23 protein-coding genes are annotated in these 24,231 nt (G+C 69.2%); 16 read left to right on the top strand and 7 right to left on the bottom strand.

Features of this window, described 5'->3' with window-relative positions:
• Positions 1–4: 4 nt before the first annotated feature.
• Positions 5–532 carry a DUF4245 family protein gene (locus ESP70_RS05980; protein WP_149688365.1) on the top strand — a complete coding sequence of 176 codons (528 nt, stop codon included), beginning with the start codon at positions 5–7 and terminating at the stop codon, positions 530–532.
• On the opposite strand, the gene ESP70_RS05975 is transcribed toward ESP70_RS05980, so the two are convergent.
• Genes ESP70_RS05975 through xseA form a run of 3 tightly spaced genes read right to left on the bottom strand, consistent with a single transcriptional unit; the run spans position 529 to position 3,648 of the window.
• Entirely contained in the window at positions 529–2,145 is a 1,617-nt protein-coding gene (locus ESP70_RS05975; RefSeq protein WP_149688364.1) for a PD-(D/E)XK nuclease family protein, read from the bottom strand. The genes ESP70_RS05980 and ESP70_RS05975 overlap by 4 nt on opposite strands.
• 44 nt (positions 2,146–2,189) lie before the next feature.
• Positions 2,190–2,417 carry an exodeoxyribonuclease VII small subunit gene (locus ESP70_RS05970; RefSeq protein WP_149688363.1) on the bottom strand — a complete coding sequence of 76 codons (228 nt, stop codon included), beginning with the start codon at positions 2,415–2,417 and terminating at the stop codon, positions 2,190–2,192.
• A complete protein-coding gene (gene xseA, locus ESP70_RS05965; RefSeq protein ID WP_149688362.1) occupies positions 2,410–3,648 on the bottom strand; it encodes an exodeoxyribonuclease VII large subunit in 1,239 nt (412 codons plus the stop codon). The genes ESP70_RS05970 and xseA overlap by 8 nt, the downstream gene beginning before the upstream one ends.
• Before the next feature lie 45 nt (positions 3,649–3,693).
• Here xseA and ESP70_RS05960 point away from each other — a divergent pair, with 45 nt between their 5' ends.
• The gene (locus ESP70_RS05960) at positions 3,694–4,683 is read left to right on the top strand and encodes a 4-hydroxy-3-methylbut-2-enyl diphosphate reductase (RefSeq protein ID WP_149688361.1); all 990 of its coding nucleotides are present in this window, start codon (positions 3,694–3,696) and stop codon (positions 4,681–4,683) included.
• A gap of 82 nt (positions 4,684–4,765) precedes the next feature.
• On the opposite strand, the gene ggt is transcribed toward ESP70_RS05960, so the two are convergent.
• Complete coding sequence (ggt, locus tag ESP70_RS05955; protein WP_149688360.1) at positions 4,766–6,583, bottom strand: gamma-glutamyltransferase; 1,818 nt, start codon at positions 6,581–6,583, stop codon at positions 4,766–4,768.
• An 87-nt stretch (positions 6,584–6,670) separates the two neighbouring features.
• Positions 6,671–7,747, bottom strand: coding sequence for a calcium/proton exchanger (gene cax / locus ESP70_RS05950; RefSeq protein WP_149688359.1), 1,077 nt, complete (start codon positions 7,745–7,747; stop codon positions 6,671–6,673).
• Positions 7,748–7,805: 58 nt separating this feature from the next.
• Between cax and ESP70_RS05945 the strand changes: the two genes are divergently transcribed.
• The gene (locus ESP70_RS05945; RefSeq protein WP_149688358.1) at positions 7,806–9,689 is read left to right on the top strand and encodes a Na+/H+ antiporter; all 1,884 of its coding nucleotides are present in this window, start codon (positions 7,806–7,808) and stop codon (positions 9,687–9,689) included.
• 8 nt (positions 9,690–9,697) lie between these two features.
• Here ESP70_RS05945 and ESP70_RS05940 read toward each other — a convergent pair whose 3' ends face one another.
• The gene (locus tag ESP70_RS05940; protein WP_149688357.1) at positions 9,698–10,120 is read right to left on the bottom strand and encodes a DUF6542 domain-containing protein; all 423 of its coding nucleotides are present in this window, start codon (positions 10,118–10,120) and stop codon (positions 9,698–9,700) included.
• 93 nt (positions 10,121–10,213) lie between these two features.
• Here ESP70_RS05940 and ESP70_RS05935 point away from each other — a divergent pair, with 93 nt between their 5' ends.
• The 3 genes from ESP70_RS05935 (at position 10,214) to ESP70_RS05925 (ending at position 12,398) form a co-directional block, all read left to right on the top strand.
• A complete protein-coding gene (locus ESP70_RS05935; protein WP_149688356.1) occupies positions 10,214–10,741 on the top strand; it encodes a GNAT family N-acetyltransferase in 528 nt (175 codons plus the stop codon).
• Between the two features lie 19 nt (positions 10,742–10,760).
• Positions 10,761–11,849 carry a redox-regulated ATPase YchF gene (gene ychF, locus ESP70_RS05930; protein ID WP_149688355.1) on the top strand — a complete coding sequence of 363 codons (1,089 nt, stop codon included), beginning with the start codon at positions 10,761–10,763 and terminating at the stop codon, positions 11,847–11,849.
• A gap of 192 nt (positions 11,850–12,041) precedes the next feature.
• A complete protein-coding gene (locus ESP70_RS05925; RefSeq protein ID WP_342780167.1) occupies positions 12,042–12,398 on the top strand; it encodes a HepT-like ribonuclease domain-containing protein in 357 nt (118 codons plus the stop codon).
• 13 nt (positions 12,399–12,411) lie between these two features.
• On the opposite strand, the gene ESP70_RS05920 is transcribed toward ESP70_RS05925, so the two are convergent.
• Positions 12,412–12,636 carry a hypothetical protein gene (locus ESP70_RS05920; RefSeq protein WP_149688353.1) on the bottom strand — a complete coding sequence of 75 codons (225 nt, stop codon included), beginning with the start codon at positions 12,634–12,636 and terminating at the stop codon, positions 12,412–12,414.
• Between the two features lie 374 nt (positions 12,637–13,010).
• Here ESP70_RS05920 and ESP70_RS05915 point away from each other — a divergent pair, with 374 nt between their 5' ends.
• From ESP70_RS05915 to ESP70_RS20045, 10 genes are all read left to right on the top strand, one after another.
• Positions 13,011–14,747, top strand: a complete 1,737-nt coding sequence (locus ESP70_RS05915; RefSeq protein WP_149688352.1) for a helix-turn-helix domain-containing protein — start codon at positions 13,011–13,013, stop codon at positions 14,745–14,747.
• A 136-nt stretch (positions 14,748–14,883) separates the two neighbouring features.
• On the top strand, positions 14,884–15,924 hold the full coding sequence (locus ESP70_RS05910; protein WP_188110511.1) for a sugar ABC transporter substrate-binding protein: 1,041 nt from the start codon (positions 14,884–14,886) through the stop codon (positions 15,922–15,924).
• Positions 15,921–17,477: a sugar ABC transporter ATP-binding protein gene (locus ESP70_RS05905; protein WP_188110510.1), complete on the top strand. Its 1,557-nt coding sequence runs from the start codon at positions 15,921–15,923 to the stop codon at positions 17,475–17,477. The genes ESP70_RS05910 and ESP70_RS05905 overlap by 4 nt, the downstream gene beginning before the upstream one ends.
• Entirely contained in the window at positions 17,474–18,466 is a 993-nt protein-coding gene (locus ESP70_RS05900) for an ABC transporter permease (protein WP_149688349.1), read from the top strand. Before ESP70_RS05905 ends, ESP70_RS05900 begins: the two co-directional genes overlap by 4 nt.
• Positions 18,463–19,449: an ABC transporter permease gene (locus ESP70_RS05895; protein WP_149688348.1), complete on the top strand. Its 987-nt coding sequence runs from the start codon at positions 18,463–18,465 to the stop codon at positions 19,447–19,449. The genes ESP70_RS05900 and ESP70_RS05895 overlap by 4 nt, the downstream gene beginning before the upstream one ends.
• Positions 19,446–20,339, top strand: a complete 894-nt coding sequence (locus ESP70_RS05890) for an SMP-30/gluconolactonase/LRE family protein (protein WP_149688347.1) — start codon at positions 19,446–19,448, stop codon at positions 20,337–20,339. The genes ESP70_RS05895 and ESP70_RS05890 overlap by 4 nt, the downstream gene beginning before the upstream one ends.
• Positions 20,336–21,853 carry a long-chain-fatty-acid--CoA ligase gene (locus ESP70_RS05885; RefSeq protein ID WP_149688346.1) on the top strand — a complete coding sequence of 506 codons (1,518 nt, stop codon included), beginning with the start codon at positions 20,336–20,338 and terminating at the stop codon, positions 21,851–21,853. Before ESP70_RS05890 ends, ESP70_RS05885 begins: the two co-directional genes overlap by 4 nt.
• A complete protein-coding gene (locus tag ESP70_RS05880) occupies positions 21,850–22,590 on the top strand; it encodes an SDR family NAD(P)-dependent oxidoreductase (protein WP_149688345.1) in 741 nt (246 codons plus the stop codon). The genes ESP70_RS05885 and ESP70_RS05880 overlap by 4 nt, the downstream gene beginning before the upstream one ends.
• The gene (locus ESP70_RS05875) at positions 22,587–23,609 is read left to right on the top strand and encodes an NADP-dependent oxidoreductase (RefSeq protein ID WP_223148649.1); all 1,023 of its coding nucleotides are present in this window, start codon (positions 22,587–22,589) and stop codon (positions 23,607–23,609) included. The genes ESP70_RS05880 and ESP70_RS05875 overlap by 4 nt, the downstream gene beginning before the upstream one ends.
• A 194-nt stretch (positions 23,610–23,803) precedes the next feature.
• Positions 23,804–23,953: a hypothetical protein gene (locus ESP70_RS20045; protein WP_188110509.1), complete on the top strand. Its 150-nt coding sequence runs from the start codon at positions 23,804–23,806 to the stop codon at positions 23,951–23,953.
• Positions 23,954–24,231: the final 278 nt, after the last annotated feature.

The raw sequence follows: 24,231 nt of genomic DNA, 5'->3' as shown, positions 1-24,231 counted from the left end.
GTCAATGAGCACCCAGCGGTCGAGCCGCGGCAATCCGTCGATGGGTGACATCGTCCGCTCGGTCGTCGTGATCGGCGTGATCATCATCGGGTTGTACGGCATCGGCAAGGTGTTCAGCGACAAGCCCGACAGCCCCACGCCCGCCGTCGACTACGCCAAGCTCACCGATCAGGCCCGCCCGGTCGCCGGGTTCGAGCTGCTCGCGCCGTCGAGCCTGCCGAGGGGCTGGCACGCGAATGCGGCGACGCTCAACATCGACTGGTGGCACCTCGGCATCGTGCGGGGCGACCAGGACTACATCGGCCTCGACCAGGTGAAGGGCACCAGTGTCACCCGTGCGATCGAGCGTTTCGCCGATGGCAGCCGTCCCGACGGCAAGACGGACATCGGCGGCGAGACCTGGTCGGTGCGCAAGGGTCCGGGCGACCGCACGACGTACGTCCTCACCAAGGGCGAGGTGACCACGGTGATCGTGGGCACGCCGTCGCGCGCGTTGATCGAGGACTACATCGGGTCGCTGGCGACGTCCTAGAACGGCGCCGGCTCGTCGTCGACCGGCGTGCTCTGCGCGGCCGCGAGCTCCTGGTTCTCGTAGACCTGGCGGTCCGGGCACCACTGGCGCACGGGGCACCACGCGCAGTGCGGGCCCGGCTGGGTGTGCCACTCGGCGTCGACGTGCCAGTCGCGGGCCGCCGCCGCGACATCGGCCCTGACGGCCTCGGCCAGCTCCGGCTCCTCGAGGTCCCAGGCGTAGACCTCGCTGGTCCCAGGCGTCAGCATCTCGACCTCGACCGTCGCGGTCGTGCAGCCGTTGGCCTCCGCGACTCCTGCCCCCAGCATCGCGAGCAGGAACGGCACCTGCAGGTTGTCGGCATAGACGTCGTCGGCGCCACCGGCGGGCAGCGTCGCCGTCGTCTTGACCTCGCGAGCGACGAGCCGGTCGCCGATGCGGAACACGAGGTCGGGCTTCGTCACAGGGATGACCTCGGCGTCGTGGTCGAAGCCGTGGATCGCGCTCTCGCTCGCCACGTACGCCACACCGTCGGTCGCGAGCGGGCAGCTCGAGACGTGGTGCCTCAGGTAGGGGTGCGCGATCGCGTAGTCGTCGGCGTCCATGACGGTCGCGGCGAGGCCGATGTCGCCGCCGGGCTCCGGCAGGTCGTCCACGGTGCAGCCGACACCCCGGGCGTGTGCGGTCTCGAGCCACGTGTGGACCAGGAGGCCGCGGGTCTGGGCGCCGGAGTACTCGGCGTCGCGGGGGACCCGGGCGTCGGCGAGGAACCACTGCGCCGGGCACCGTTGGTAGCGGTCGAGGTCGGACGGCGACACCGACCGTGAGGCGTAGCCCTTGCTCGGCTGGCCCAGCACCTCGGGCACGGGAATGAGCGCGTCGCAGGCGCCGGCGACCTTGCAGCTGGCGCACTCGCTGCCGGGCACCGCCGTGCCGAGGTCGCCGAGGCTGCCGGCGACGTGCTTGGCCTCGGCCGAGAACTCGGAGTCGGCGTCGTCCGGCGTGCCGTCGAACAGCACCGCGATGCTGCCGTCGGCGGCGCCGATCTCGACGACCCTGATGCGTACCGGCGTGTCCCGCGACGGGTAGCCGGCCGCGACCTGCGCGGCGGTGTGGGTCCAGAGCAGGTCGTCGTGCGTCGGCTCGACGTGGGCCGCGCCGAGCCGGTAGCGCCGGACCTCCCGCACGCCGTCCTCCGTGCGGTAGAGCGGCCCCCACACCGTCAACGTACGTTCGACCGTGCCGATCGTCGGGTCGGTCTGGAACAGCTGCAGCGGCCCGATCTCGTCCTCGATGTCCCAGTGCGCCTCGAGGATGTTGGTCACCGCGGCCGTGGCGTAGGGCCGCAGCAGCCGGTGGACGCGTCGGCGTTCGAGCTCCTGCGCGATCCAACCGGCGAGGTGCTGCGGGTCATGTGCCCACTCCGACGAGTGGGAGGCGCGTACGAGGTCGGTCACGATGCCGAGGACGAACGTCTTCTCGGAGCCGAACGAGCGGCGCCAGCGTCGGGACTTCACGTCGGGGCGGATCTTGACCGCGAGGTGGCGGGGGCACGAGTCGGCCGAGGCGATGTCGGTGGCGGAGACCTTGAGGATCGAGGGATCCCCGAACAGGTCGAGCGCGTCGATCGTCATCGTGACCCCCTCTGCGCGTGGAGTCACGATGATAGGCCGCGCGGCTAGTCGTCGGTGGCATCCTCGGCGTCGAGCCCGGCCGCTGCGGCGAGGCGCGTGCGGGCACCGTCGAGCCACTGCTGACAGATGCCGGCGAGCACCTCGCCGCGCTCCCACAGTGCGATCGACTCGTCGAGGCTCGTGCCGCCGACCTCGAGCTTCTGCACGACGGAGATGAGCTCGTCACGCGCCTGCTCGTAGGGGATCTCGGGAGTCGTCGGTGTCTCAGCCATGTTGGCCTTCCTTGTGCGGCGCAGTTTCCTTGGTCAGGGTGCGTACGCCCAGGGTGCCGTCAGACACGCGCACCGTGAGCTCGTCGTCGGGGGCGACCTGGTCGATCGAGGTGACGACGGTGCCGTCGGGGAGCTGGGCGACGGCGTAGCCGCGTTCGAGGGTCGCCAGTGGTGAGAGCGCGCGTACGCGCGCCAGGTGGTGCCCGACCTCGTCGTGCGCCCGGTCGAGCCGGTGCCCCAGCGAGCGGCGGGCGCGGTCGCGGGTCTCGTGGATCAGGCTCTGCTGGGCGTCGACGAGCGTCGTGGGGTTGGCCAGCACGGGGCGCGACCGGATCGCGGCGAGGCCCTGGATCTCGCGGCCGAGAATCGCCCGGATCGCGTGCGACGAGCGCTGCCGCATCGCCGCGAGGCCGGCGAGCTCCTCGCGCACGTCCGGCACGATCCGCTTGGCGGCATCGGTGGGCGTCGAGGCGCGCAGGTCGGCGACGAGGTCGAGGATCGGGCTGTCGGGCTCGTGGCCGATCGCGCTGACGACTGGCGTGGCGCACGCGTGGACGGCGCGGATCAATGCCTCGTCGGAGAACGGCAGCAGGTCCTCGACGGAGCCGCCACCGCGGGCGATGACGATGACGTCGATCGAGGCGTCCGCGTCGAGGTTCTTGAGGCACCCCATGACGTCGAGCGCCGAGCCGTTGCCCTGCATCAGCGCGTGGCGGACCACAAAACGTACGTCGGGCCAGCGGAGCTGCGCGTTCTGGAGGACGTCGCGCTCAGCGGCGGAGTTCTTGCCGGTGATCAGGCCGATGCCACGGGGGAGGAGCGGCAGCGTCTTCTTGAACCGTGGGTCGAACAGCCCCTCGGCGGCGAGCAGCTGCTTGCGACGCTCGAGCTGGGCCAGCAGCTGACCCTCGCCCTGCGGCCGGATCTCGCGCAGCTCGAGGGCAAGCTGGCCCCGGGGGAGGTAGAACGACGGCTTGGCGTGCACGATCACGCGGGAGCCCTCGGTGATGGGCGTGGGGGAGGCGTCGAGGATGCTGGCGTGGCATGTCGCGTCGATCGACATCTTGGCGACGAGGTCGCGCAGTGTGAGGAAGCAGACGCCCTGCCGGCGGGTCAGCTGGGCGATCTCGGCCTCGACCCACACCGCCCCGAGCCGGCTGATGTAGCCGTCGATCAGCTGGGAGATCTGCCGCAGCGGCGCAGGTGCGTCCGAGGTCGTCTCCAGAGCCATACGCACACCCTAGGGTCTTCGACCGACACCGTTAGACTCGTCCACATGTCTTCCACGATCGAGCTCGGCATGCCCCCCGTCGGAGGCAGCGTGCTGCTGGCCGACCCGCGCGGCTACTGCGCCGGCGTCGACCGCGCCGTGATCACGGTGGAGAAGGCGCTCGACCTCTACGGCGCACCGGTCTACGTACGCAAGGAGATCGTGCACAACAAGCACGTCGTCAACAACCTGCGCGACCGCGGCGCGATCTTCGTCGAGGAGCTCGACGAGGTCCCCGAGGGCGCGACCGTGGTGTTCTCGGCCCACGGCGTCTCCCCGATGGTGCACGAGGAGGCCGCCGAGCGCAGCCTCAAGACGATCGACGCGACCTGCCCGCTGGTGACCAAGGTGCACCACGAGGCGCGGCGCTTCGCCAACGAGGGCTACCGCATCCTGCTGATCGGGCACGAGGGGCACGAAGAGGTTGAGGGCACCGCCGGCGAGGCGCCCGACCACATCACGCTCGTGCAGACCCCCGACGACGTCGACGATCTCGAGTTCCCCGAGGGCACGCGTCTGTCGTGGCTGTCGCAGACGACCCTCAGCGTCGACGAGACGATGGAGACCGTACGCCGGCTGCGCGAGAAGTTCCCGCAGCTGGAGGATCCGCCCAGCGACGACATCTGCTACGCCACCCAGAACCGCCAGGTCGCGGTCAAGGAGATCGCCAAGAATGCCGATCTCGTGATCGTCGTGGGCTCGGCCAACTCCTCCAACTCCGTACGCCTCGTCGAGGTTGCGCTGGAGGCCGGCGCCAAGGCGTCCTATCGCATCGACGACATCTCCGAGATCGACGAGGCGTGGCTCGACGGCGTCGAGCACGTCGGCGTCACGTCAGGCGCCTCGGTGCCGGACGATCTCGTGCAGGAGGTGCTGGGCTACCTCGCCGAGCGCGGGCACCCGGGCGCCCAGGCCGTACGCACGGCCGACGAGTCCCTGATCTTCGCCCTGCCCCCGGAGCTCCGCCGCGACATGAAGCTGGCCGCCCAGGCCTGACTGGACGGACGCGCCGAGATTTGGATCGACATGCACCACCCAGAGAGCTGGCGTGGTGCAGACCAATCCAAATCTCGGTCGGTCAGTGCTTCGTCGGCCAGACCACCAGGGCTGACCCGCCGCCTCGGCGCTTCGGCTCCGCAGCGGCCGTGAGCTTGCCGTGGCTGTCGACCTCGATCGTCGCCGCCGCACCGATCTCCGCCGCCGACGTGAACTGGTCACCCGACGGCGTCAGCACCTGACCGTACGGCGCCAACAGGTCCTGGTACGCCTTGATGAACTCCGGCTCCGCAGGCGTCGCCGCGGCGTTGCGCTGTGACGCACGCGGCGCGGCGACGGCCTCGGGCAGCGTCATGCCGAGGTCGATCCGGTTGAGCAGGATCTGCAGCACCGTCGTGATGATCGTCGCGCCACCCGGCGATCCGACGACGTACTTGACCGTGCCGTCCTTGAGCACGATCGTCGGCGACATCGACGATCGCGGGCGCTTGCCGGGCTCGATGCGGTTGGGGTCCTTGGGGTCGTAGACCGCGCTGAAGTCGGTCAGCTCGTTGTTGAGCAGGAAGCCGCGTCCGGGCACCGTCATCGCCGAGCCACCGGTCTGCTCGATCGTCAGCGTGTATGCCGCGGCGTTGCCCCACTTGTCGACGACCGAGAGGTGCGTCGTCGAGACGTTTTCCGTGTCGGCCTTCTCCTCGTGCTTCGCGGTCGCACATCCCGAGCCGTCGAGCGCTCCGGCGGCCACCGGGCGGGTCGACGCGTGGTCGGGATCGATCGTGCAGGCCCGCGAGTCGGCGAACTTCTGGCTCAGCAGCGTCTCGGTCGGCACGTCGACGTACGCCGGATCCCCGACGTACGCGCCACGGTCCGCGAACGCCCGCGCCGACGCCTCGAGGTAGAGGTGCAGGCTCTGGGCCAGCTTCGGCCCGCTGCCGAGGTCGTAGTTCTCGAGGATGTTGAGCGCCTCGCCGACCGACGTGCCGCCCGAGGACGACGGCGCCATGCCATACACGTCGAGCCCGCGATAGGAGACCTTCGTCGGGTCCTGCTTCCTGACCTCGTACGCCGCCAGGTCCGCAGTCGTCATCGATCCGGCCGGAGCCGGCAGCGTCGACGAGGGGTCCTTCACCGGGTGCTGCACGATGTCGGCGATCTCGGCCGCGAGAGGGCCGCGGTAGAACGCCGCGGGTCCACGCTTCGCGATCGTGCTCAGCGTCGCGGCGAGCTCGGGGTTGCGGAACCGCGTGCCGACCTGCGGCGCATCGCCACCGGGCAGGAACAGCTTGGCGGTGTCGGGGAACGCCGCGAACCGCGCCTTGTTGTCGAGCGTCTGGTTGCGGAACGTGGTGTCGACGACGAATCCCTTGCGGGCCAGCTCGATCGACGGTGCGAGCGTACGAGCCAGCGAACGCGTGCCGAACCGCTTGAGCGCGGAGTCCCAGGTCGCCAGCGTGCCGGGCACGCCGACCGCGACGCCTGAGGAGACCAGCTCGGGGGTGAAGTTGTACGGCTTGCCGGTCGCCGGGTCGATGAACGCGTCGTGCGTGATGCCGGCCGGCGCGGTCTCGCGGCCGTCGATCGTGCTGACCTTGTGGGTGCGGGCGTCGTAGTAGACGAAGTAGCCGCCACCGCCGATGCCGGCGCTGTAGGGCTCCGCGACCCCGAGCGCCGAAGCTGTCGCCACGGCGGCGTCAGCGGCGTTGCCGCCCTTGCGGAGCACCTCGAGCCCGATCCGACTGGCATTCGCGTCGACGGACGAGACCGCCCCGCCGTACCCATGAGCCGTGGACCCACTGCCCTTGGCCGAGCTGGGACCCGCAGTGCTGGTGGCGACAAGTGAGCCGGCTGCAAGAGCGGCGGCGAGACCGACCCCAAGTCGGCGCGGTGTGCTGATGGACATGCTTCCCCCCGAAAGACAGCCAGTGATGTCCCACCAACGTAAGCCTGCACGCGTCCCACCGCGACTTACCCCGTCGCGGAGCGCACGTCACCCCCACCAGAAGGCCGTCGCCACGATGAAATACAACGCCATCAACGACGCACCCTCGAGCCAGTTGGACTCGCCGTCGATCGTGATGACCGTCGCCAGCACGACCGACAGCAACAGGCAGGCGACGAGCAGCGGGCTGAACACCAGCGTCAGGGTGGAGAGCCCGAACGCGACGCTGATCAGCACGAGCGCCGGCGCGAGCACCAGGGCGATCTGGATCGGGCTGTTGAGGATCACCGCGAACGCGTACTCGGACTGCCCCTTGGCGGCGAGCTGCACGCCGACGATGTTCTCGATCGCGTTGCCGGCGATCGCGACGACGACGAGCCCGGCGAACACCTGCGACACGTCGAGCGCGTCCATCGCGGGCTCGAGAGCGTCGACGAACCAGTCCGAGACGAACGCGGCGAGGGCGCTGGCGATGGCCAGCAGGCCGATCGCGAGCCCGACGTTCCAGCGCGGCGCCTCGGCGTGCGGGTCTGCTGCTGTTGCGCCGCGCTTGAGCGATGCCGGCAGGGACAGTGCGAACAGCACCAGCAGCACGACGGCGACGATGATCGAGAACGCCTTTTCGTGCGCCACCGCGGGCGTGTGGAGACCGTGCGCGAGCGAAGGGATCGCCATCGCCGACACCGACAGCAGCATGAGGACCGCGATCGTACGAGCGCGCTCCGAGTCGAGCCGCTGCGTCCCGTGCTTGAGGCCGCCGACGACGAATGCCAGCCCGAGGACGAACAGCAGGTTGGCCAGGACGGAGCCGACCAGCGCCGCCTTGACGACGTCGACCAGGCCGGCGCGCAGGGCGAAGATGCAGATGAACAGCTCCGGCAGGTTGCCGAGCGCCGACTGCAGCACCCCGGTCGCGCCGGGACCGAACCGGTCGCCGAGCTGCTCGACGCTCCGCCCCACCAGCGTGGCGAGCAGGGTGACCGCGACTGCGGAGACGACGAATGCGACGACGGCGGTCCAGTCGGCGTAGTGCGCGATCCCGGCCAGCACGACGGCGACGCCACCTCCGCCCAGGATGACGAGATCAGAACGGACGAAGGTCGGCGAGGAGGTCACGCTGCTCATGGCTAGATCGTGGCAGACGCGTGCGGGAGGTGCTGGACGCCACTGAGAGAATGGACCCGTGCACACCGCCCTGACGCTCGTGACCCTGCTGGCCATCGTCGTCACCGTCAGCGCCGCGGCCGGCCGCATGAAGATCTCCGCGCCTCTGGTGCTGATCGTCGTGGGGATCATCGGGTCCTACCTCGAGTTCGTCCCCGACTTCGAGCTCACGCCCGAGATCGTCCTGATCGGGCTGCTGCCGCCCCTGCTGTATGCCGCGGCGATCCGCACGTCGCTGATCGACTTCCAGACGTACCGGCGACCGATCGCCCTGCTCAGCGTGGGACTCGTGCTGTTCACGACGGTCGGCGTCGGTCTCGTCGTCTGGGCGTTGCTCGACGTCAAGCTCGCGGTCGGCTTCGCGCTGGGTGCCGTCGTCGCGCCGCCTGACGCCGTTGCCGCGACGGCGATCGCCCGCCGGGTCGGCCTGCCGCGCCGGGTCGTCACGATCCTCGAGGGCGAGAGCCTGGTCAACGACGCGACCGCGATCGTCACGCTGCGCACCTCGATCGCGGCGATCTCCGGCACCGTCAGCGTGTGGCAGGTCGGCGGCGGCTTCCTGGTCTCGGCCATCGGCGGTGTCGCGATCGGCCTCGCGGTCGCGTTCGTCATCGGCCACATCCGCAGGCTGATCCAGGACGACGTGACCGACGTGGCGGTGTCGCTGCTGACGCCGTGGATCGCCTACCTGCCGGCGGAGGAGATCCACATCCACGGCATGGACTCGCAGCCCTCAGGCGTGCTGGCGGTCGTCGTGGCCGGGGTGATCCTCGGGCACAAGTCGCCGCGCATCCAGTCGGCGTCGTCGCGGCTGTTCGAGCGCACCAACTGGACCACCATCTCGTACGTCCTCGAGAACGCCGTCTTCTTGTTGATCGGGCTGCAGATCCGGTCGATCGTCGACGACCTCAGCAACAGCGAGCTGTCGGCCACCCGCATCACCTGGTCGTGCATCGCGGTGCTGGTGACCGTCATCGTGCTGCGCATCGTATGGGTGTTCCCCGCGACGTACCTGCCACGCATGATCCCCAGGATCGCCGAGTCCGAGGCGCGGCCCACCCCGCAGTCGGCATTCCTCGTCGCATGGACCGGCATGCGCGGCGTCGTGACGCTTGCGGCGGTGTTCCTGCTGCCCGAGGACACGCCCGAGCGCGAGGTCCTGGTGCTGATGGCGTTCGTCGTCACGGTCGGCACCCTGATGATCCAGGGCATGACGATCCCGCTGTTCGTGCGCTGGCTCAAGGTGCCCGGCCCGGACATCCAGGAGGACCACCTCCAGGAAGCCACGGTGCTGCAGTCCGTCACCGACGCCGGCATGGCCTACCTCGACGAGGAGGTCGACGACTCGGTGTCGGATGCCGTCATGCACCGCCTGCGCGAGCGAGCCATCGACCGTACGAACGCCGTGTGGGAGCGGCTCGGCGGCGCGGAGACCCCGAGCGCGCAGTACTCCCGCATCCGCGGCGAGATGATCAGGCGCGAGCGCGACGAGCTGCTCCGCATCCGCAAGCTCGGCACGGTCGACCAGACCGTGCTGGCCCAGGTCATGAACGCGCTCGACGTCGAGGAGTCGATCCTCGACGTGGCGTCCCAGGACGAGTCGACCGCGGACCGCGAGGAGGACCTGCGTCCGTCAGATCCCGACGCGGCGTGCGAGCACCTGGCGAACGCGTGCGCCGTGCCCAACCCGGTCACGCCGACGGGCTGCGAGGAGTGCCTCGCCGAGGGCGCCGACTGGGTGCACCTGCGGCTCTGCATGGACTGCGGGCACGTCGGCTGCTGCGACTCGTCGGTCGGCAAGCACGCCACGAAGCACTACGAGTCGGCGCAGCATCCCGTCATCCGCAGCTTCGAGCCGGGCGAGGCCTGGCGCTGGTGCTACATCGACCAGGCCAACGGCTGACCGTGGACTCAGCCTCGACGGTCCCCGAGGATCCGCAGCGCGATCACGCCGAGCGCCAGCCCGTGGCCGATCACGAGCGTCAGGCCGTGGTCGATGACCGTCCCGATGAACAGGCCGACCAGGCCCGCGTCCTTGGCCAGCCCTTCGACGTGGATCGCCGACGAGTCGAACATGCAGATCAGCAGCAGGCTGCCGAGCAGCAGCGCCGGGGGCAGCACGCCGGCCGGGAACAGTGAACGTACATCCACCGCCAATGGCACGGTCACGGCGATCAGGACGAAGCCGACCGAGAACAGGAGTCCGAGCCGGCCGTCCATCAGGTCGAGGAAGATGATCCCGGCCATCGCGAGGCAGGCAACGACGATCGCCTGGCGAGCGCTCAGATCGCGTTGCGCCATGGCTGAGGGTGTGCGCGACACCGCCTGCGACATGCTTCGACGGTAGTTCATGGCACCCGCAGCGAGCCGTCAATGATCCCGGTGTCGCCGAACGGGTCGGTCGGTCCCGCCTGATAGAACCGAGAGGTGACCCAGACGATCGAGACCGAACGCCTGACCCTTCGACTCTTCACTCCTGATGACGCCGACTTCCTCTACGACGTGTTCCGCCGGCCCGAGGTCGCGCGATGGAGCGGCACCGGCGTACCCATCGCCGATCGTGACGAGGCGCTCAGGCGTATTGCGGGTCAGCCCAAGCGCGCCGGTGACCACCCGGCCGCGGGCATCTTCCACGTCAGCGTCAGGGAGACCGGGACGCCGGCCGGCATGGTCCTGTTCGCGCCACTGCCGCCCAGCGAGGGCGTCCAGCGTGACGACATGGAGGTCGGCTGGCACTTCCACCCCGATGCGTGGGGCAACGGCTACGCCACTGAGGCTGCGCAGGCGGTCGTCGACCGGGCATTCGCCACCGGGCTGGCGGAGATCTATGCCGTGACCCACCCGGACAACGACGCCTCGCAGGCCGTCTGCCGGCGGCTCGGCATGACGGACCTCGGCCTCAGGTCGGAGTGGTACGACGTGGAGCTCCGGGCGTTTCGCCTCGAACACCCTTGAACCCGTAGGCTTGTCGATCGTGGCTCTCAGCATCGGCATCGTCGGACTCCCCAACGCGGGCAAGTCGACCCTCTTCAACGCACTGACCAAGAACGACGTCCTTGCGGCGAACTATCCGTTCGCGACGATCGAGCCCAACGTCGGCGTGGTGGGCGTGCCCGACCACCGGCTCGGCAAGCTCGCCGAGATCTTCGGCTCGGAGCGCCAGCTCCCCGCGACGGTCCAGTTCGTCGACATCGCCGGCATCGTCCGCGGCGCCTCCGAGGGGGAGGGGCTCGGCAACAAGTTCCTCTCGCACATCCGTGAGTCAGACGCGATCTGCCAGGTCACCCGTGTCTTCCGCGACGAGGACGTGACCCATGTCGACGGCAAGGTCTCGCCCGCCGACGACATCGAGACGATCTCGACCGAGCTGATCCTCGCCGACCTGCAGACCCTCGAGAACGCGCTGCCGCGGCTCGACAAGGAGTCGCGCAAGGACAAGTCGCTCGTACCCGCCTTCGAGGCCGCCAAGGAGGCGCAGGCCGTGCTCGAGGGCGGCAAGGGTGCGTTCCAGGCCGGGCTCGACCTCGACGCGATCCGCGACCTGCACCTGCTGAGCGCCAAGCGCCAGCTGTTCGTCTTCAACTGCGACACCGACGAGCTCAACGACGAGGACCTCAAGGCCCGGATGCGCGAGATCGTCGCGCCGGCCGAGGCGATCTTCCTCGACGCCAAGTCCGAGGCAGAGCTGGTCGAACTCGGCGACGACGAGGAGGCTGAGGCGATGCGAGCCGAGATGCTCGCCGACATGGGCGTCGACGAGCCCGGCCTCGACGCGCTGGCCCGCGTCGGCTTCGACACGCTCGGCCTGCAGACGTACCTCACCGCCGGCCCCAAGGAGTCGCGCGCCTGGACGATCCCCAAGGGCGCCACCGCCCCGCAGGCCGCCGGCGTCATCCACACCGACTTCGAGCGCGGCTTCATCAAGGCCGAGATCGTCTCGTTCGACGACCTCATCGAAGCCGGCACGATGGCTGCGGCCAAGTCCGCCGGCAAGGTGCGCATGGAGGGCAAGGACTACGTCATGGCCGACGGCGACGTGGTGGAGTTCCGCTTCAACGTCTGAATCCGCGCGTTTGCACAGGTCAGAGGCCTAGGACTCCGACATCGACCTGATCGTGGATGCGCCGGCCGGTACGTCGTCGTTCGAGCCGTCCGGTTCAAGCAACCGATTGAGCAGGTCCTCGGCCGTGAGGTCGACCTGATCTCGTGCGGAGGTCTGACGCCGACGACGGACGGTGCGGTGCTGCTGGGATGAATCGCAAGTCCGCCAAGGAACTGGTGCACATCGAGGGCTGGCTCGATCGGTCCGCCGAGATCGTCGCGCATCAAGGATGATTACCTTGCCGATGCTCTCCTGCAAGAGGCGGGGGACTCGTTGATGATGAAGCTCGGCGAGGCCGCGAATCGGCTGTCGCGACTCGACGTGCTCGCACCCGATGGCGTCGAGTGGGCGCTGGCCGTCGCCAACCGCAACTTCATCATCCACCAGTACGACCAGATCAACCGCGAGCTGACCTGGCTGACCCTGTCGATCGATCTGCCGGGGTGGAGGACGTCGCTGTCGTCACTCGTCGAACGGGCCCGGTCCGCGCTCAGTTCAGACGCGGACTGAGCTTCGAGCGGTGTCAGCGCGGCGGCCGCCTTATTGGGAACGGCGCGTAAATCGCGTCGTACAAGCCGCCGCCACGAATGGCGATCATCGTCGATTCCCACTTGGGATCGCTCTGCAATGTGCCGTCACGCGCCAGACGCGCGAGCTCGTAGATGACGCGACGGCATCCGGCAGGAGAGGCGATGGTCCCGTCGACGCATGTGCCGACCGGGTGCTCGCGGGTCTCGAGACGGCCCACGACTTCGGGCGCGATGGCGCGTCGGGACGCTGCTCTCCGTTCCTTGTATGCAGCCCTACGACATGCTTGGAGCACCAAATCGGAGGTCTACCAACCGGCTTCCTCTGCGTCGGTTCACCGCATCGAGGGCATGTTCCCCGTACGACTTTTCGCCTGTTTCTCTTCGCGCTTTTCACGCTCGTTGTCTGCACTCATGACCTCTATGGCCTTTCGCACGTCGGCGCGAACCCGGTTCGGGACCATTGAGGTTTCGGCACTCACGCGAGCGATAGGTGAGTCCGGAGGTAAGTTCCACACAAGTGTGGTGGAGAGTATTGAGCAGGTTCTACGGACCGACCTTTGACAGCCCGCCGCCCGCCAGTCACGATTCCGATGTGACTGCGCACACGGTGGAGGACAACAAAGGCTTTGAGCGGTCATTGCTGTCCGTCGCCTACCGCGCAGCCGATCTTGCGGTCATGGAGAGCTCCGACGAGGTCATCTCCGCCGTCGTTCGGGGAGCTCGGGAGATGTTCGGCAGCGATGTCGCGTACTTCACGATGCACGACGAGAAGACGGATGAGTTCTACGTTCGGCAGACCGAAGGATTCCTGTCGGAGGCATTCATCAACGACCGGTCGACGATCCGCGGATTCGGCATCTACGGATTCATCATCGATCACCTTCGCCCGTTCTGGACGTCCGACTACGAGCACGACGGGCGTTTTCGCCACCACCCGATAAACGTCAGCTCGATCCACGCGGAGGGAATCGCGGCTCTTGCGGGGGCGCCTGCTCGGCTCCCGGGGCGTCCGATGCCGGCCGTGGTCTTCGTCGGGTTCAGGTCGGTGCGAGACTTCTCCGACGACGAGATCGCGCTGCTGGTGGCATGGGGCAAGGTCGGAGGCGCCGCAGTCGAGAACGCGCTGCGACGCGAAGCGCTGGCCGCCGAGATCGCCGAGATCGGCGCCGCCGCCGAGGCGCACCGTAGCGAGGCCTCGGCACTGCGCCACATGGCTGACGTGCAAGGCCGGCTCGCCGAGATCTCGATGAACGGCGGCACCCTCGACGAGCTCGTGGAGGCATTGTCGGAGATCCTTCGAGCGCCCGTGGCGGTGCGGGACGAGTCCCACGGCACGCAGAGCGCGTCCGCGCAGCCGGTGACCGGCGCCGACTTGGATGCTGCTGCCTCGGAGAGCTTTGAGGCTCGTCACGCGGTGGTCGCGGGGTCGGCCGGGGTCGCCGCGATCCGCGGCCAGACTCAGTTCCTCGGATCCGTCGTCGCGCGATTCGGCCAGCCGCCGGTCGCGTCCGACCTCCAGACCCTCGAGGTCGGTGCGATCCACATTGCTGGGCTCATGCTGTCCCGGGACCGGCTGGTCGCGGCTTCGAACCGCGCGATGGCCGACATCGTGATCGGCCTGCTGCGGGAGCCCCAAGACGATCTCGAAGGCCTGGCCGTGCACGCCGCGCGGCACGGCGTTCAGCTGCAGGACTCGATCCGCATGTACGTGGTGGACGTCGGCGGCCTGGCCTCGGGGCGCGCGCTGGAGCGCGTGCGGCAGGAACTCGGCAACGCGCCGGGACTGGTCGGCTTCTTCAATGGCTCGCTGGTGCTGCTCGCGAGCGAGGAGCGTGCGGACGACACCGGGGGCAGGCTGCTCCGGGCGCTCTCGCGCGAGGACGTGAAGCCGACTGTCGCCGTCTCGAGCGACGTCGCGGACCCGATCCGTCTGCCGGGTGCGTTCACGAACGTGCAGCGTTCCCTGCGCCTGGCGCTCGCCCTCGGGCGCCGCGGAGAGGTCGTGTTCGAAGCCGAGCTGGCGCCGTACGCGACGGTGTTCGGACGTCTGTCGGCCGATGAGCTCGATTCCTACCTGGAGGGCCTGATCGGGCCCCTGCTGGCGTACGACCGCGGCCGTGGCACTGACCTCGCGACGACCCTGCGGATCTACCTGACGGCGGGCGAGAGCGTGCGGGGGACCGCTGACGCGACGTTCCTGCACCCCAACACGGTGCGACAGCGGTTGGCCACGATCACCTCGGTGCTGCCTGCCCTCGAGGACCCCGAGAGACGGCTGGACATCCACCTCGCGCTCCGGCTGCATGCGCTTCGGCACCAGTCCGTCTGAGCGCGCCGGTGTGCGTTTGTCCACCGAACTGTCCCGAGTGTGTGCAGATGTCCATTGTTGTGGGGTCCTCCAGGCGATTGGCTTGAGGCCGACGTGGCCCGGGTCACACGGGTCAGGCACCGAGCAGGAGGATCAGATGGACTTCGCACACACACGGCGGCGCAGGATCGGCGCACGCAGGCGGATGGCGGCCCTGGCCGTCGCTGCCGTCGCGACCAGCACGACCCTGGCCGCCTGCGGATCGAGCGACTCGGGGGGTGAGGCCGCGAAGGGCGGTTCCGCCAAGGGCAAGACGGTCATGCTGTTGGCAGGCGCCAACTCCAACACCTGGGCCGGGTACTTCAACAAGATCTTCACCCAGGAGATGAAGGCCGAGGGCGTCACCGTCAAGCCGATGCTGACGCTGTCGCCGACCGAGCAGGTCCAGCAGTTCCGCGAGGCGATCGCGCAGAAGCCCGACGCCATCGTCATCACCCTGCTCGACAACAAGGCGACCATCCTGGGCATCAAGCAGGCCAAGCAGGCCGGCGTCCCGGTGATCACCTTCGACGGCCCGCCGGACCCCTCCGTGCGCGACCAGGTTCGTTCGGTCGAGTCGGACAACCCGGCGTTGGGTCGCCTCGCCGCCGAGAACCTGATCGAGGGCCTCCGTGCGCAGGGCAAGAAGAAGGCGAACATCATCGCGATCGGTGGCCTCAAGGCGATGCTGCTCACGCAGCAGCGTCAGGAGGCGTTCGACGAGGAGATGAAGAAGGCGCCGGAGTACAGGGTGCTGGAGACGACCGACAGCCAGTGGAACCCGACCCTCGCGCTGCAGCAGGCGCAGCAGCTGATCGCCAAGCACGGCAAGGGCAACATCGACGCCGCGTATGGCATGTCGGACTACCTGGCGATCCCGATCATCCAGGCCGCCAAGCAGGCTGGCATGAAGGTCGGAGGCAAGGACGGCCTCCTCGTCGTCAGCGGCAACTGCTTCAAGGCCGGGATCGACGCGATCAAGAAGGGCGAGATGTACGGGACCAACACCGAAGACCCTGGCACGCTCGCCAAAGAGACGGCGGACTACACCACCAAGTTCTTGACCGGTGACGACGTCGAGCAGCACGTCACGATCAAGGAGGAGCGGATCAATCCTGACAACGTCGACCAGTTCGCGGAGCAGTGCAGCCACGCGTGACTGTCGAGCCCGGCACCCCAGCTCCTGGGGTGCCGGGCGGCGGGCCCCGTCCGCCGCGACTCGACGCGCAGAACCTGCAGAAGAGCTTCGGGGACTTCCAGGCCGTAGACGACGTGACGCTCACGCTCGAGGCGGGCGAGATCCACGGCTTCTGCGGCCCCAACGGCGCCGGCAAGAGCACCGTCGTCAAGATGTTGTCCGGACAGCTGGCTCCTGACGCAGGCCAGATCGCGATCGACGGCGGGACAGCCGACCTGTCGACCCCGTACGCGGCCCAGCAGGCCGGAATCGCGATCGTGGACCAGGAGCTCAGCGTGGTCCCTGCGCTGACGGTCGGCGAGAACCTCGCGCTTGGCGCGACGTCCCGGCCCCGTGGTCGAGCGGCGACCCGCGCCTGGCGCGCCGAGGCGCGACAGCACCTCGCCGACGTGGGGCTCGCGAACCTCGACCTGTCGACGCCGGTCGAGCGGCTCACGCTCGGCGAGCGACAGCTCGTCGAGATCGCCCGGGCCCTCGGTCGACGGGCCTCTCTGATGATCTTGGACGAGCCGACCGCGACACTGTCCGACGTTGAGATCGACCGGGTGTTCACCGCCATCCGCAAGGTCGCGGCCGCCGGGCGTACGGTCGTGTTCGTCTCGCACCGGCTCGGAGAGGTGCTCGCCCTGTGCGACCGCGTCACCGTGATCCGCGACGGCAAGGTCATCGCAACGACGGCTGCCGCCGACCTGACGGTCTCGCAGCTCGTCGAGCAGATGATCGGGCGCTCGGTCGCGGCCCACCAGCGCATCAGCCGCGACGCCGCCGACGGCGTGCCCGCCATCGAGATCCGCGGGCTGCAGGTCGCAGGTTCGCTGCACCCGTTCGACCTCGTGGCACGTCCGGGCACGGTTCATGCCCTCGCGGGCCAGGTCGGCTCCGGGGCCGAGACGGTGATCCGTGCAATCGCCGGGCTGGAACCGACCGCTCGAGGGGCTGTCGCGGTGCAGGGACGCCGCGTACGACTCGGCGATGCCGCGGTGTCCGTACGCGCCGGGATCGGTTATGTGTCGGGTGACCGCAAGACCGAGGGGCTGTTCCTGCGCCGCTCGGTCGCCGACAACATCACCGCGACCCGGCTCCGTGATGTCAGCGGCCGCCACGGCTTCCTGAGTCGCCGCCGGGCTGGGAAGCTCGCCGCCGGCGTCGCCCGGAAGGCGGGCGTCCTCGACCGGCACCTGGCAGCGCCGGTCGCTTCGCTGTCCGGTGGAAACCAGCAGAAGGTCTCGATCGCGCGTGCCCTGGATCGCGAGGACGTCCGTGTCGTCGTGCTCGACGAGCCGACCCGCGGCGTGGACGTCGCGGGCCGCGCCGTGATCCACGATCTGCTGCGCGGTCTGGCCGATGACGGCATGGCCGTCATCTACTCGTCCACCGACCTCGACGAGCTCGTCGACCTGCCGGACACGGTCATCACGTTCTGGGGCGGACGCGAGGTCGGCCGGCACGCGACGCCCGTCTCGTCGCAGACCGTGCTCGGCGAGATCACCCACCAGAAGGGCAGTGCCTCATGAGCATCAAGGACCTCGTCGAATCGAGCCCCGGGGTGGCGGTGACGCGCGCCCGCCGCCTGGTCGCCCCTCCGAGGTGGGACACCGCGGTCGCCGTCCTCGGACTCCTCGTGGTGCTGGCCCTCGGGGCAACCACGGACAACTTCTTCACGGTCGCGAACCTGCGGACGATCGTCACCTCGGCGAGCATCGTGGGCATCGCGGCGCTCGGAGCCACCGTGATCCTCGTCGTCGGTGGCATGGTCTCGATGGCGACGGCTGCGGCAGCATCGCTGGCCGCGATCGTGTTCGTCGGCACGCTCGACAGCAGCTTCGCCGTGGCGGTGGTCACGACGTTCGCCGTCGTGGGTGGGCTGTACGCGCTGCTCGGCTGGCTGATCGGGGCCTGGGCGGTCAACCCGATCATCGTCACCATCGCGGCAGCCTCGCTGGTGCAGGGTCTCGTGCTCGTCACGACCGACGGCGCGCTCGTCACGACCTCGAGCTCGAGCCTGGACGTGCTCAACCGTCGGGTGGGCACGATCCCGGTCAGCGTCTTCGCCTTCGGCGTCCTCGCGGTCACTCTGCACCTCTCGCTCACCTCCACCCGCTGGGGGCGGCGCATCTTCCTCGTCGGTGAGAATCGCGAAGCGGCCCGTGTGGCGGGGCTGCGGCTCGGCCGGGTCGTCGCCTCCGCATTCCTGGTCGCCGGCATCCTGACCGCGATCGCGGGCATGTTCCTCGGGGCGATCACGACCAACGCGTCGCTGGAGGTCGGTGGCAACCTGACGTTCGACGCGGTGGCTGCTGCCCTGGTCGGCGGTGCGTCGGTCGCGGGCGGGCGCGGCTCCGCCCTTCGTACGCTCGCGGGTGCGCTCGCCGTCGCGACGGTGTCGGACCTGCTGCTGCTGCGCGGCTTCGACAGCGGCGCCCAGATCTGCGTCAAAGGTCTCGTCGTGCTGCTGGCCGTCGTGATTGTTCACCTGCGCTCGGGAGAGGGGAGGAGGGCATGAACCGCCTGCACCTGCGCCAGGACGTGACGATCCCCGCGGTCGTCCTCGCCGTCACCGCGGTGGCGTTCTTCGTATCGCCGGCGATCAGCGGGGCCACCTTGACCTCGTTCTCGGTGTTCAACGTGTTCCAGCAGCTCGCCTGGCTGGCGCCCCTGACCCTGGCGCTCGGCATCACGCTGATGTGTGGGGAGTTCGACCTGTCGGTGGCCGGTATCGCGCCCCTGGCCGCGGTGCTCGCGATCCGATTCGGTGACGAGTCGCCCTATGTCGGCGCGGCGGCCGCCCTCGGTGTGGGGCTCGTCATCGGGCTCGTGCAGGGCGTGCTGGTCAGCCGTCTGCAGATCAGCTCGGTGCCGGTCACCATGGCGACGTACATCGCCCTGACCGGGGGCACGCTGTGGGCCAGCGGCAACCAGATCCTCAGCTATGACAACTCCGACGTCGCGCTCTGGATCACCAAGCCGGTCATGACCGTGCTGTCGCCGGGGACGCTGATCGCCGGCGCCCTGGCGCTCGCGATCGGCCTGGCCATGGGCCTGACGACCTGGGGTCGGGACTCCCGTGCGGTGGGCAGCGACCGTCGTGCCGCCCGTGCCTCCGGCGTGCGCGTCGACGCCGTGCTGGTCCTCGCGTTCACGTCGTCGGGGGCGCTGGCGGCCTGCAGCGGCGTACTGCTGTCGTTCAGCACCGCGTCGGCCAACCCGAACCCCGACATCAAGACCCTCGTCCTGGCAGTCGTCGCTGCACTGGCCGGCGGCGCGACACTCAAGGGCGGTCGCGGCAGGGTCGTCGGCATCCTCGCCGGAGCCCTGGCGATCTGCTTCCTGCAGGCGATCTTCTCGGTCAACGCCCTGGAGGACTCGCTCAGCCAGTTCCTGTTCGCGACTCTGCTGCTGGCGGTGGCCGCCGCGGACGCTCCCGACCTGGCCCGATCCGTCTCACGCCTCACCTCGGCCCGCATCCCCACAGGAGAACCCTCGTGACTCGTCCCGCATGGCAGCAGCTCGGTCCCCTTGGCGCCTTCTACGAGTGCCCGAGGTGGCACGACGGGCGGTGGTGGGTCTCGGACTTCTACGACGACCGCGTCGTCACCCTCGACGAGGACGGTGGCTCCGAGGTCGTGCTGACCTTGCACGAAGACCATCCAGGCGGCCTCGGATGGCTGCCGGACGGCTCGCTGCTGGTCGTGGAGATGTTGGCCCAGCGCATCCGACGGGTCGCGCCGGACGGGATCAGCACGCTGCACGCCGACCTCGCGGCGTACTGCGGGGGACCGGCCAACGACATGGTGGTCGCGGCTGACGGGACCGCGTACGTCGGCAACTTCGGCTTCGACCTGAACGGCGGGGAAGAGTTCGTCCCGGCAGACCTTCTGCGTGTACGTCCCGACGGGTCCGTCCACGTCGCCGCGTCGGAACTGTGGTTTCCCAACGGCAGCGTCATCACCGACGGCGGCAGGACGCTGATCGTGGGAGAGACCTTCGCGAGCCGCCACAGCGCCTTCACGATCGAGCCGGACGGCAGCCTCACCGACCGTCGCACGTGGGCGCAGGTCGCGCCGACGACGGCGGTGGCCCCGGTCGCCGAGATGGTCGCCCAGGTGGACTACGCCCCGGACGGCTGCGCGATCGACGCGGCCGGGCACCTGTGGGTGGCCGACTCCCTGCACCAGCGGTGCGTACGCATCGACGACACCGGCACGATCCTGGAGCAGCTCGACCTGCCCGGAGGACTGTCGGCGTTCGCGTGCGCCCTCGGCGGGCCCGATGGCCGGACGCTGCTGGTCACTGCGGCCCCGGACTTCAACCCGGAGGCCCGACGTGTGGCGCCGGAGTCGGTGCTGCTCACCCATCGCGTCAGCACCGCGGCATGAACGCCAATCTTGCGACCCTCCTGCCCGACAGCGCCGCGCACCACGGCACCTCGACAGCGGTGCGCCTGGACGAGGAGAGCTTCTCCTACCGGACCGTCGACCGCGTCTCGTCGGAGGTGGCCGGGCTCCTGCGCTCGCGGGGGGTCGAGCCGGGCGACCGGGTTGGCCTGATGCTGCCGAACGTGACGCACTTCGCAGCGATCTACTTCGGGATCCTGCGCGCAGGCGCCGTGGTCGTCCCGATGAACCCGCTGCTGGTGAGGCGAGAGGTCGACTACTACCTCGACGACTCCGGGGCGCGTGAAGTCTTCGTCTGGCACGAGGTCGCGGGGGCGGCGCCCGACCACGCGATGCAGGTCAGCCCTGAGACGTTCGGAAGCCTGCTGGCCGGCGCCGAGCCCAGCGCCGAGGTGGCACTGCGGGCGGGCGACGACACCGCCGTGATCCTCTACACGTCGGGCACGACGGGCCAGCCCAAGGGTGCCGAGCTCACGCACGACAACCTGCGGGTCAACGCCGAACTCAACCGCGACCTGCTGGGGATCGGGCACGGCTCCACCGTCCTCGGGTGCCTGCCGTTGTTCCACTCGTTCGGTCAGACGTGTGCGCTCAACGCCACGATCTCCGCAGGCGCGACCTTGACCTTGCTGCCGCGGTTCGACGCCGAGCGGGCCCTCGACCTGTTGGAGGACCACCAGATCGAGGTGTTCCTCGGTGTGCCGACGATGTACACCGCCCTGGCACACGCGCGGACCGCCGCGAGCCGCGACCTGTCACGGCTGCGCACGTGCGTCTCCGGGGGAGCGGCGCTGCCGGTCGAGGTGCTCCGCGAGTTCGAGGCGACGTTCGGTTGTGCCGTCCTGGAGGGCTACGGCCTGTCGGAAACGTCGCCCACCGCGACCACGAACCACCCGGACCACGTGCGCAAGGTCGGGTCCGTGGGGACACCCATAGAGGGGGTCGAGGTCGCCGTGGTCGACCAGGACGGCGAGAGCCTCCCGGCGGGAGCGGTCGGCGAGGTCGTCATCCGCGGTCACAACGTCATGAAGGGCTACTGGCGCCGGCCCGCCGAGACCGCGGCGGCCATCACCCGTGACGGCTGGTTCCACACCGGCGACCTCGGCCGGCTCGACGAGGACGGCTACCTCTTCATCGTCGACCGCATCAAGGACCTGATCATCCGCGGCGGCTACAACGTCTATCCGCGCGAGGTCGAGGAGGTCGCCCACCAGCACCCGGCCGTTCGTGAGGTCGCTGTCGTCGGCCTGCCGGACGCCCGGCTGGGCGAGGAGATCGGCATGGCGGTCGCGCTGCGCGACGGGCACACGGTCACGGCCGACGAGCTGCGGGCGTTCGTCCGCGAGTCCGTCGCGCCCTACAAGTACCCGCGAGCCATCTGGTTCGTCGACGAGCTGCCCAAGGGACCGTCGGGCAAGATCGTCAAACGGGCGATCCAGCCTCCGGCCCCGCACGAGACCGCATCGATCACCACCGTGGAAGGAACCGCATCATGAACCGCTTCGAGCAACGATCCGTCCTGGTCACCGGGGGCGCGCGAGGCATCGGCGCCTCGCACGTACGCCGATTCGTCGACGAGGGAGCACGCGTGTTCTTCGGCGATATCAACGACGGCGCCGCCCTGGCCGACGAGCTGGGCGACGCGGCACAGTTCCACCCCCTCGACGTCTCGAGCGAGTCCAGCTGGGTGGAGTTCGTCGGGGCGGCCGAGGCCGCCCACGGCCCAGCCACCGTGCTGGTCAACAACGCCGCGATGCTGCCCGAGCCGCGGCAGATCACCGACCTGCCGCTCGCCGACTGGCAGCGCGTGCTCGACGTCAACCTCAACGGTGCGTTCCTCGGGATCAAGCACGCCGCGCCGGCGATGGCCGCGGCCGGCGGCGGGTCGATCATCGTCACCTCGTCGGCGCTCGGCATGATCGGCAGCCCGCTGCTGTCGGGCTACGTCGCGAGCAAGTGGGCGCTCCGCGGCCTGACGCAGACCGCGGCGCTGGAGCTGGCGCGCGACGGCATCCGGGTCAACTCGGTGCATCCCGGCTACGTACGCACGCCGATGAACGATGGCATCAGTGAGGACAACACCCGCGACTACCCCGTGCCCCGCTTCGCCGAGCCGGAGGAGATCAGCGCGGTCGTGCTGTTCCTGGCCTCGGAGGACGCGAGCTTCGTGACGGGTGCCGAGTACCAAGTCGACGGTGGCGCCACCAGTGGCGTCGTCGCCTCGATCGTCTGAGTGGAGAGCAGATGACCCAGAAGACCCGTGAGTTCCACTTGGCCCGCCGTCCGCACGGCGTGCCGGTGGCCGACGACTACCGGCTCGTCGAGCGCGAGCTGCCCGATCCTGCCGAGGGCGACGTGCTCATCCGCAACGTGGCGCTGTCGATCGACCCCTACATGCGCCCGCGGATGAACGACGTCCCGTCCTACATCCCGCCGTTCCAGATCGACGAGCCCATGCCGGGCGGGGCGGTCGGCGAGGTCATCGCCAGTCATGACCCCCGCGTCCCCGAGGGGAGCATGGTCGTGCACGACCACGGCTGGCGCGAGCACGCCATCGCCCGTGCCGACGAGGTGCGGGTCATCGAGCCCGGCGGCCACCCGTGGACGTACTATCTCGGTGTGCTCGGGATGCCGGGCCTGACGGCGTACGCAGGACTGTTCGACGTCGCGTCATTCACAGCGGGTGAGGCTGTGTTCGTGTCGGCGGCCGGCGGTGCCGTCGGCGGGCTCGCGGGCCAGTTCGCCCGGCTCGCCGGAGCCTCTCGTGTCGTGGGCAGCGCTGGGACCCAGGACAAGGTCCGCTATGCCGTCGAGACGCTGGGCTTCGACCACGCCTTCAACTATAAGGACGGCAAGCTGACCAAACAGCTGGCGCAGGCGTTCCCCGGCGGGTTCGATGTCTACTTCGACAACGTCGGCGGGGACCATCTCGCCGCCGCGCTGGAGGTCATCAACTGGTACGGCCGCATGGCGCTGTGCGGCGCGGTGTCGGTCTACACCGCGACCGAGGTGCCGATGATCCCAGGCCGCCTGTTCCGCGCGATCGGAAAACGCCTGCGCCTACAGGGATTCATCGTGTTCGACCACAACCACCTCATCCCCGAGTTCGAAACCCGGGTTGGCGCCTGGCTCGACTCTGGTGAGCTGGTCTACCGTGAGCACGTCACCGACGGTCTCGAGCAGATGCCCTCGGCCTTCGCCGGGATGCTCGCCGGGGACAACACCGGCAAGGCGGTTATCCGTCTCGACTAAGACCTGCTGTGAAACCTGTTGTGCACACGGCCTGTCGGCCGATTAGATGTGGGGGGCAGACGGGCGGCACCCCTGCCGTGTCGCTGCTCGGCATGGAGATGCCGCAGCACACCCACTCGTTCAACATCTCCAACACCCAGGGGAACGAGCGGCAGCCTCCCGGTCAGCTGTAGGCCCAGGGTGACGGCGTCGCGGTGTTCGGCTCTGCCGGGCCACCGCAGACGACGCTGTGGCTCTGTGTGGTCCAGTACGCCGGCAACAGCGCGCCCCACAACAACATGATGTCGTTCCTCATGCTCAGGTTCTGCATCGCGATCGAGGGCGAGTACCCGAAGCGCGGCTGAGCCCGCATCGCTCAGACTCACGTGCGCTGCAACCTGGACACCAGCCAGACGTCCGATCGACGCGTTCTGGCTCCAGGCCCGCACCTCAGAGTCGAGGGGTGGCAGCAAGAAGACACTGGCCGGTTTGACTCTGATGTCGTACGACGTCGACCTGTCGCACGGCGACGGACCGCTCGTCGAGGAGTCGGCGCTGGCGTTGCTCCTCGTGTCCGGCGGGCGGGGCGTGGCACTCGACGAGCTGCGCGGTTCGGGGCTCCCGACGTTGCGCGAACGGCTGA

The sequence above is a fragment of the Aeromicrobium ginsengisoli genome (assembly GCF_004134905.2).
Lineage (GTDB): Bacteria > Actinomycetota > Actinomycetes > Propionibacteriales > Nocardioidaceae > Aeromicrobium > Aeromicrobium ginsengisoli.
This window is presented reverse-complemented; position numbering and strand designations above follow the sequence as displayed.